This window comes from Streptomyces sp. IBSBF 2435, from assembly GCF_036815005.1.
Classification (GTDB): domain Bacteria; phylum Actinomycetota; class Actinomycetes; order Streptomycetales; family Streptomycetaceae; genus Actinacidiphila.
Map to the genome: position 1 here is coordinate 1 of NZ_JAJSYW010000231.1, position 9,348 is coordinate 9,348.

Genomic DNA, 9,348 nt, shown 5'->3' on the forward strand with positions numbered 1-9,348 from the left:
CACCGGGGGCGCGGGGGACGGCGCGCTCAGCCCCCGCCGGGGCGCGGGCCGTCACCGACCGAAAGGGTCTGTCCGGTCCGGTCCGGACCACCGGCCGGTGGGTGGTTGCTCGCGCCGTCCCCCGCGCCCCCAGCGGGCGCCCCCTTGCCGCAGGGGCACCGCGGCACCACCGGCCCCGGAGGGAAGCGCGCCGCCCGCCGCAGGGGCGGCCTCCAGGGGAGTGCCCGGGGGCGCAAGGGGCCCCGGGAAGCGCACGGCCGCATGGGCGTACCGTCGAGAAACGTAGGAGCCGCCGTATGGCAATACGTCAGTCACCGCCGCCCGCGCCGGGCAACGGGCAGAAACCCCAGCTCACCGCCGAAGGCGGAAGGGTGGTGCAGGCCTCCGTCCCGCCGTTGGCGGACCCGCCGCGGCGGGGCAGCCTCGCCGACATACCGTTCACGAACGCCGCCGACGCCCCCACCGACGTGGTGATGAGCCGGAAGGGCCAGGACGGCCGCTGGCGGGACGTGACCGCCGCCGCCTTCCGCGACGATGTCGCCAGGGTCGCGAAGGGCCTCGTCGCGGCCGGACTGCGCCCGGGCGACCGCCTCGCGGTGATGGCCAGGACCTCGTACGCCTGGACCCTGCTGGACTTCGCGGGCTGGGCCGCGGGCCTGATCACCGTACCGATCTACCCGACGTCCTCCGCGTCCCAGTGCGCCTGGATCCTCGCCGACTCCGGCGCCGCCGCCTGCGTCGTGGAGAACGTGGCACAGGCCCGGATGATCAGCGCGGCCCGCACCGGGCTGCCGGCGCTGCGGGAGCTGTGGCAGATCGACACCGGCGCCGTGGACCAACTGGCCGCGGACGGCCGTACGCTGCCCGACGCGCTCCTCACGTCCCGCCGGCAGGCGATGACCCCGGACACCGTCGCGACGCTGATCTACACCTCGGGCACCACCGGGCGCCCCAAGGGCTGCATCCTGACGCACGGCAACTTCTTCGCCGAGGTCGACAACGCCACCGAGCTGCTGCACCCCGTCTTCCGCTCGGTGAGCAGCGAGCCCGCCTCGACGCTGCTCTTCCTGCCGCTCTCGCACGTCTTCGGGCGGATGGTCGCGATCGGCTGCCTGCGGGCCCGGGTCCGGCTCGGGCACGCGCCCAGCATCGCCACCGACGACCTGCTCGAAGACCTCGCCGGCTTCCGGCCGACCTTCCTGCTGGCGATCCCGTACGTCCTGGAGAAGGTCTACAACACCGGCCGCGCCACCGCCGAGAAGATCGGCCGGGCGTCGTCCTTCGACCGGGCGGCCCGCATCGCCCAGGCGTACGGCACCGCGGCCGTCGCCCGGCAGACCGGCACGGGTCCCGGTCCCGGCCTCGGGCTGCGGCTGGCGCGGGCGCTGTACGACCCGCTGGTCTACCGGCGGATCAGGGCCGCGCTCGGCGGCAAGGTGCGGTACGCGATCTGCGGCGGCTCCCCGCTGGGCACCCGGCTCGCCGCCTTCTACGCCGGGGCCGGTGTGCTGGTCTTCGAGGGCTACGGCCTGACGGAGACCACCGCCGCCGCCACGGTGACGCCGCCGCTGAGCCCGCGGCTCGGCACGGTCGGCTGGCCGCTGCCCGGCACGGCGGTGCGGATCGCGGACGACGGCGAGGTGCTGCTGCGCGGCGGCCAGATCTTCGCCGGGTACTGGAACGACGAGGGCGCCTTCCCGGCCGTCGGGGGCTGGTTCCCGACCGGCGACGTCGGTGAGCTTGACGCGGACGGCTACCTGACGATCACCGGCCGCAAGAAGGAGATCATCATCACAGCGGGCGGCAAGAACGTCGCTCCGGCCCCGCTGGAGGACCGGCTGCGCGCCCATCCGCTGGTCGGCCAGTGCATGGTGGTCGGCGACAACCGCCCGTACGTGACCGCGCTGATCACCCTGGAGCCGGACGGCCTCGCGCACTGGCAGCGGATGCGGCACAAGGAGGGCCTGCGGCCCGCGGACCTGGTCGCGGACGACGACCTGCTGGCCGAACTCCAGAGGGCCGTGGACGACGCCAACGCGTCGGTGTCGCGGGCCGAGTCGATCCGCAGGTTCCGGGTCCTGGCCGCGGACTTCACCGAGGACGGCGGGCACCTGACCCCGTCGATGAAGATCCGGCGGGCCGCGGTGGCCAAGGACTTCGCGGCCGACATCGAGGAGCTGTACCGCCGCACCCGGTGACGGCGCGGCCCGGTGCCGCCGGGTCCCCGGGACGCCAGGACGCCGGGAACAAAGGCAGGGGCCGCCTCACCGAGGTGAGGCGGCCCCTTGGTACTGCAGGTTCTGGGCGCGATGCGCCGTCTGGCCGGACTAGTAGAGGACTAGTTCGGGGTGACGTTCTCCGCCTGCGGACCCTTCGGGCCCTGCGTGACGTCGAAAGTCACCGGCTGGTTCTCCTCGAGGGAGCGGAAGCCGGAGGCGTTGATCGCGGAGTAGTGGACGAAGACATCCGGGCCGCCGCCGTCCTGGGCGATGAAGCCGAAGCCCTTTTCAGCGTTGAACCACTTCACGGTTCCGGTAGCCATAAAGCCCTCCTTGGGCCCAAAGGGTTGCCCTGCTCCAGAACCTGCAACTGCGAAGTCTGAAAACTACAAAAGCCCGCGGGTTACATGCTCCGCAGGCTCTGTACTGCAAGGGAAACCAAACTGCAACTTGCGAGGAGAGTAGCACGGGGGGTCTGGGCCGGGGAAGGGTCTCAAGATCCGTTTTTACGGGTCGCGCGAGTGCCCCGGGAGCGGCCTGCGGGAGCCGCGCGGAGCGGCGTGCGGGGAGCCGTGCGGGGGGCCTGCGCAGGGGGTGCGCACACCAGGAGTAACGTCCACCAGGTGGACACTTCAGCGCACACCGACGGCAGCGGCCCGACCCGCCCCCGGGTCGGCCACATCCAGTTCCTCAACTGCGTCCCGCTCTACTGGGGCCTGGCCAGAACCGGCGCGCTGCTCGACGTCCAGCTCACCAAGGACACCCCGGAGAAGCTGAGCAAGCAGCTCATAGACGGTGACCTGGACATCGGCCCCGTCACGCTCATGGAGTACCTGCGGCACGCCGACGAGCTGGTCGCGCTGCCCGATATCGCGGTCGGCTGCGACGGCCCGGTGATGTCCTGCGTCATCGTCAGCCAGCTGCCGCTCGACCGGCTCGGCGGCGAGCGGGTCGCGCTGGGCTCCACCAGCCGGACGTCGGTCCGCCTCGCCGAACTCCTCCTCACGGAGCGTTACGGCGTCGCGCCCGACTACTACCGCTGCCCGCCCGACCTCGCGCTGATGATGCAGGAGGCGCAGGCCGCCGTCCTCATCGGGGACGCCGCCCTGCGCGCCTCGCTGCACGACGCCCCGCGGCTCGGCCTCGACGTGCACGACCTCGGCCAGATGTGGAAGGACTGGACGGGCCTGCCCTTCGTCTTCGCGATCTGGGCGGTCCGCCGCGACTACCTCGCCGCGCACCCCGAGGCCGTCCACGACGTGCACCGGGCCTTCCTCGCCTCCCGCGACCTGTCGCTCGAAGAGGTCGAGAAGGTCGCCGAGCAGGCCGCCCACTGGGAGGCCTTCGACTCCGACCTGCTGCGCCGCTACTTCACGACGCTGGACTTCTCCCTCGGCCCGGAGCAGCTCGCGGGCATCGCCGACTTCGCCCGCCGCGTCGGCTTCCCCGCCGCGTCCCGCGTCACCCTCCTGCCCCCGGCCGGCGTCTAGCACCCGGCCCACCCGGTCGGCGGTGGTGCGGCCATCGGCTGCGCGTAGGCTGGCCGGGTCCGTCCTGACCCCCCTCCGAAGGGACTGCCCCGGTGACTTCCCCGGTGAGCGACATCGCAGCCGTCCTCGAGCGCGCCGCAGCCGGCGGCCGTATCAGCCCGGAGGAGGCGCTGGTCCTCTACCGCGACGCCCCTCTGCACGCGCTGGGCGCCGCCGCCGACGCCGTACGCCGCCGCCGCTACGCCGGGACCGAGCACATCGCGACGTACATCATCGAGCGGAACATCAACTACACGAACGTGTGCGTCACCGCGTGCAAGTTCTGCGCCTTCTACGCGGCGCCCAAGGACACCGGCAAGGGCTGGAGCCGCGGCCTGGACGACATCCTGCGCCGGTGCGCCGAGACCGTCGAACTCGGCGGCACGCAGATCATGTTCCAGGGCGGCCACCACCCCGACTACGGCGTCGAGTATTACGAAGAGCACTTCGCCGCGATCAAGCGGGAGTTCCCGCAGCTGGTGATCCACTCCCTCGGCGCGTCCGAGGTCGAGCACATGTCGCGGATCTCCGGGGTCAGCGCGGAGGAGGCCATCAGCCGTATCCACGCCGCCGGCCTCGACTCCTTCGCCGGCGCCGGCGCGGAACTCCTCCCGGAGCGGCCCCGCAAGGCCATCGCCCCGCTCAAGGAGTCCGGCGAACGCTGGCTGGAGATCATGGAGATCGCCCACGGGCTCGGCGTCGAGTCCACCTCCACGATGCTGATGGGCACCGGTGAGACGAACGCGGAGCGCATCGAGCACCTGCGGATGATCCGCGACGTCCAGAACCGCACCGGCGGCTTCCGGGCGTTCATCCCGTACACGTACCAGCCGGAGAACAACCACCTCAAGGGCCAGACGCAGGCCACCCTCTTCGAGTACCTGCGGATCATCGCCATCGCCCGGCTCTTCCTCGACAACGTCGCCCACATCCAGGGCTCATGGCTCACCACCGGCAAGGAGGTGGGGCAGCTGTCGCTGCACTACGGGGCGGATGACCTCGGGTCGGTCATGCTGGAGGAGAACGTCGTCTCCTCGGCCGGTGCGAAGCACCGCTCGAACCGGATGGAGCTGATCCACCTGATCCGCGCGGCCGGGCGGGTGCCGGCGCAGCGGGCGACGACGTACGAGCACATCGTCGTCCACGAGGATCCGGCGGACGATCCGGTCAACGACCACGTCGTCTCCCACCTCTCCTCGACGGCGATCGCCGGCGGCACCGCCCACCCCGAACTCACACTCCTCGCCGACCGCTGACCTCGCGCCCCCGGCTGCGCCGTGTGTGCCCTGCGGGGACATCCCCTGTGCGGGGGCGCATAAGGTGAGGGGGTGACACGTGCATCCCTGGAGAAGCAGCCGCAGGCAGTCGCCGCGATGTTCGACGACGTCGCCGCCAAGTACGACCTGACCAACGACGTGATGTCGCTCGGCCAGACCCGCCTGTGGCGGCGCGCCGTCGCCAACGCGCTGGACGTCGCGCCGGGGGAGCGCGTGCTCGACCTGGGCGCGGGGACCGCCACGTCCTCGCTGGCCTTGGCCGCAGCCGGCGCCGCCGTCGTCCCGTGCGACTTCTCCCTCGGCATGCTGCGCGAGGGCAAGAAGCGGCACCCCGAGCTGCCGCTGACCGCGGGGGACGCGACCCGGCTGCCGTTCGCCGACGGCGTCTTCGACGCTGTCACGATCTCCTTCGCGCTGCGCAATGTGCACGACACCGACGCCGCCCTGCGCGAGATGCTGCGGGTCGTCAGGCCCGGCGGGCGGCTGGTGATCTGCGAGTTCAGCCACCCGACGTACCGCCCCTTCCGCACCGTCTACACCGAGTACCTGATGCGGGCGCTGCCGCCGGTCGCCAAGTCGGTGAGCAGCAACCCGGACGCGTACGTCTATCTCGCCGAGTCGATCCGCGAGTGGCCCGACCAGCGGGCGCTGGCCGGGCGGTTGCAGGGTGCGGGCTGGTCAGGGGTGGCCTGGCGGAATCTGACCGGCGGGATCGTGGCGCTGCACCGGGCCAGGAAGGCCGCCGCGCCCGGCAGTTGACCGGTCCGGGCGGACTGCGGTATTCCGGTGCGGCCGGCGGGACCCGGCCCCTAGGCTGCGGTGTCTGTGCGGGGGAGGCTCGCATCCCCGCCCGACTCCCGGAGTGGCCCATGTCGTACTGCCCCGCGTGCGGGCACTCGGTCTCCGGCACCGGCGCCCGCTTCTGCATGAAGTGCGGCCGCGAGCTGCCGGCTGCGCCGCCCGCAACGCCCCCGCCGCCGGCCGCGCCGCCCACTCCGACGTACGGCACGCCCGTGCCGCCCGCCTACGCGCCGACAGGTACGTATCCCGGCGCCGGTCCCGGCTATCCGGCCGCGCCCCCGCCCCCGGTGGCGCCGTCGCCCGCCGCCCTGTTCGCGCGCCGGGTCTTCGCCGGCCCCTGGAAAGGCGCTGTGCCGGCCGCGCTCGTGCCCGCGGCCGTCCTGCTGGTGGCGGCCGGCGGTCTGGGCGCCTGGTCGCAGCACGCGTTCAGGGGCCCGGCGGTCAGCTGGTTCGTGCGCAGCCGGATCGCCCTCGCGCTGGCCGTGCAGGGCCTCGGCGGCCACCTGAGCATCCACCCCAGCGACGGCGGGGCCTTCGGCGACGACGTCGACTGCTCGGACTATTCCGACGGCTCCGACTACTACGACGGCTCGGACTACGGCGACGGCGCCCGCTACGGCGACGCGTGCTCCCACGTCTCGGCTTCGGCCTCGATCTCTGTCGTCCCGCTGACCTTCACGCTGCTGTGGCTGCTCGCCCTGGTCCTGGTGCTGCGCTCGGCGCGCCGCCGCCAGGCCGGCCCCGAGGCGGCGGTCAGGGTCGCGCTGCTCAGCGCGGCGGCGGCGACCGTCCTGAGCTTCGTCGCGCAGCCAAGCCTCCAGGGAGCGAGCCTGCACAGCGGCCCCTTCCGGGTGCTGCTGTGGTCCTTCCTGCTCAGCCTGGCGACCGCGCTCCTGGTGCTGAACGGCCCCGCGGTGCGTACCCGTTTCGCCGCCGTCCAGCGGGTCGTGAGCACCGCGCTGATCGCCCTGCTGGCCACCGTCGCCCTCGCGAGCGTCGTCGTCTTCTGCGTCGCGGTCGGCAACTACGACAACGTCACCGGCGACGGCCTGGTCCTGGTCGGCGCCGTGCTGCCCAACCTCGGGCTGTCCGGGCTCGCGCTGGGCTGGGGCGCGCCCTTCAAGGTCCACGAGGGCCTGGCGGACACCCAGGCCGACTACCACTACTCCTTCGGCCTGTCCCAGCTCAGCCACTTCTGGGACGGCTGGTCGACCGTGCTCGCCGTCATCGGCGGCGCGCTGTGCGCGCTGATCATCGGCCTCCTGGCGACCGTGCGCACCCGGGACCGGGCGGAGCAGTTCGCCGTGGCCGGCGTCTTCACCGTCATGTTCACCGTGCTGGTCGCGATCGGCGGCCTCAAGACCGGCGGCGCGAGCCAGCTGGACGGCATCGGCGGGGGCCTCGCCTCGTCCCGCGACACGATCGGCTCCGCCGTTCCCGAGACGCTGCTGTTCGCCCTGCTGTGGTCCTGCGGCGGCGTCCTGGCCGCCCCGTACCTGCGCCGCGTCCTCGGCGGGTCCCAGCCGCCGCCGGTCTACTCGGCCGCAGGGCCGGCCCAGGCCGGACCGCCGTCGCCGTACGCCCCGCCGCCGTTCCCGTACGTACCGCCGCAGGCTCCGCAGCCGCAGCAGGTCCATGACCTCGGCATCGTCCAGCCGGAGCGGCTGAGCGACGACGGGAGCCGCCGCGACGGGCGCGGGGGCGAGCACCGGTAACGGCCGCCGACGGCGCGGCGGGACGCGCGGACCGCCCCACCGGAGCCGCGGGGCGGCGGCTGCTCATAGACTCGGGGGCAGCCCGGGCCGCAGCCCGGACCCGCAAAGCCGTCCTCGCCGCAAACGGGAGTGCCACCGTGCCTGACACCGCCCTGTCCGAGCGCACCGCCGACGTGATCGTCGTCGGCGCCGGCCCCGCCGGTTCGACGACCGCGTACTACCTGGCGAAGGCGGGGCTCGACGTCCTGCTGCTGGAGAAGACCGCCTTCCCGCGCGAGAAGGTCTGCGGCGACGGGCTGACGCCGCGGGCGACCAAGCAGCTGGTGTCGGTGGGCATCGACATCTCGGAAGAGGCGGGCTGGCTCCGCAACAAGGGCCTGCGCATCATCAGCGGCGGCCTGCGGCTGGAGATGGACTGGCCGGACCTGGCCGCGTACCCGAACTACGGCCTGGTCCGCAAGCGTGAGGACTTCGACGACCTGCTCGCCCAGCAGGCGGTCAAGGCCGGTGCGCGGCTGTACGAGCGGTGCAACGTCGGCGCCCCGATCACCGACGAGCGCACCGGCCGTATCACCGGCGTGCAGGCCAAGCTCGGCGAGGAGAAGACCTCGGTGGTCTTCAGCGCCCCGCTGGTCGTCGCCGCCGACGGCAACTCCACCCGGCTGTCGCTCGCGATGGGCCTGCACCGGCGCGAGGACCGCCCGATGGGCGTCGCGGTGCGGACCTACTTCACCTCGCCGCGGCACGAGGACGACTACCTGGAGTCCTGGCTGGAGCTGTGGGACCGGCGCGGCGACCAGCCGCGCCAACTGCCCGGCTACGGCTGGATCTTCGGCCTCGGCGACGGCACCTCCAACGTGGGTCTGGGCATCCTCAACTCCTCCGCCGCCTTCCGCGAGCTGGACTGGCGGGAAGTCCTCAAGGCCTGGGTCGCCGGGATGCCCGAGGACTGGGGCTACACCCCGGAGAACATGACGCAGCCGATCCGCGGCGCCGCCCTTCCGATGGCCTTCAACCGCCAACCGCATTACACCCGCGGCCTGTTGCTGGTCGGCGACGCGGGCGGCCTGGTCAACCCCTTCAACGGCGAGGGGATCGCCTACGCGATGGAATCGGGCCAGCTCGCCGCCGACGTGATCGTCCAGGCGCACGCCCGCGCCACCCCCGCGCAGCGCGAACTCGCCCTCCAGCGCTACCCGAAGGTCCTCAAGGACACCTACGGCGGCTACTACACGCTCGGCCGCGCCTTCGTGAAGCTGATCGGCAACCCCAAGGTGCTCCAGCTGTGCACCGAACGCGGCCTGACCCACCCGATGCTGATGCGCTTCGCGCTCAAGCTGCTGGCCAACCTCACCGACCCGACCGGCGGCGACGCGATGGACCGCGTCATCAACGGCCTGACGAAGATCACCCCGCGCGCCTGACGGACCTCACGCCTCGCGGCTCGCGCCCTGCGGCTCACGCCTTGTGCAGCAGCAGGCAGGCCTGCGGGCCGCCAGGTCCCGCCAGCTCGCGCAGCAGCGTGGCGTCCAGCACCAGCCCGGCGCGCGCGGCCTGTTCGGCGACACGGCCGGGCGGGCGCCGGTAGACGTCCAGGGCCATCGGGTGCCCGCCGTATCCCTCCGTCTTGCGCCGCTTGATGGCGACCGGCCGCCCCGCCGGGGTGTGGGACAGGTAGACCTTCCCCATCCCGCCGGCCCCGAGTTTCGCCGCCAGCCGGTAGGTTCCCACCGACACCGGATCGTCCGCGTCGAGAGGCTGGAAGACCTCGCCCGACCACGCCCCGCCCGACCCCGCCGTACTCATC

The 9,348-nt window shown here is 72.8% G+C and carries 7 protein-coding genes and 1 pseudogene; 6 read left to right on the forward strand and 2 right to left on the reverse strand.

Annotated elements, in window-relative coordinates; all coding sequences use genetic code 11:
- Positions 1-296: 296 nt before the first annotated feature.
- Entirely contained in the window at positions 297-2,198 is a 1,902-nt protein-coding gene (locus V7E46_RS30045) for an AMP-dependent synthetase/ligase (RefSeq protein ID WP_333771368.1), read from the forward strand.
- A gap of 140 nt (positions 2,199-2,338) precedes the next feature.
- Here the strand turns inward: V7E46_RS30045 and V7E46_RS30050 are convergent, their stop codons facing one another.
- The gene (locus V7E46_RS30050; RefSeq protein ID WP_033177709.1) at positions 2,339-2,542 is read right to left on the reverse strand and encodes a cold-shock protein; all 204 of its coding nucleotides are present in this window, start codon (positions 2,540-2,542) and stop codon (positions 2,339-2,341) included.
- A 300-nt stretch (positions 2,543-2,842) separates the two neighbouring features.
- On the opposite strand from V7E46_RS30050, the gene V7E46_RS30055 reads away from it, so the two are divergent.
- The 5 genes from V7E46_RS30055 (at position 2,843) to V7E46_RS30075 (ending at position 8,965) form a co-directional block, all read left to right on the forward strand.
- The gene (locus V7E46_RS30055; protein WP_333771369.1) at positions 2,843-3,709 is read left to right on the forward strand and encodes a menaquinone biosynthetic enzyme MqnA/MqnD family protein; all 867 of its coding nucleotides are present in this window, start codon (positions 2,843-2,845) and stop codon (positions 3,707-3,709) included.
- Between the two features lie 104 nt (positions 3,710-3,813).
- Complete coding sequence (gene mqnC, locus V7E46_RS30060; protein WP_333771370.1) at positions 3,814-5,004, forward strand: cyclic dehypoxanthinyl futalosine synthase; 1,191 nt, start codon at positions 3,814-3,816, stop codon at positions 5,002-5,004.
- Positions 5,005-5,076: 72 nt separating this feature from the next.
- The gene (locus V7E46_RS30065) at positions 5,077-5,784 is read left to right on the forward strand and encodes a demethylmenaquinone methyltransferase (RefSeq protein ID WP_333771371.1); all 708 of its coding nucleotides are present in this window, start codon (positions 5,077-5,079) and stop codon (positions 5,782-5,784) included.
- A 110-nt stretch (positions 5,785-5,894) separates the two neighbouring features.
- Positions 5,895-7,541 carry a zinc ribbon domain-containing protein gene (locus V7E46_RS30070; RefSeq protein ID WP_333771372.1) on the forward strand — a complete coding sequence of 549 codons (1,647 nt, stop codon included), beginning with the start codon at positions 5,895-5,897 and terminating at the stop codon, positions 7,539-7,541.
- A 137-nt stretch (positions 7,542-7,678) separates the two neighbouring features.
- Complete coding sequence (locus V7E46_RS30075; protein WP_333771373.1) at positions 7,679-8,965, forward strand: geranylgeranyl reductase family protein; 1,287 nt, start codon at positions 7,679-7,681, stop codon at positions 8,963-8,965.
- 196 nt (positions 8,966-9,161) lie between these two features.
- Here V7E46_RS30075 and V7E46_RS34010 read toward each other — a convergent pair.
- Positions 9,162-9,347, reverse strand: a pseudogene (locus V7E46_RS34010) (hypothetical protein); the annotation flags it as partial.
- Between the last annotated feature and the right edge of the window lies 1 nt (position 9,348).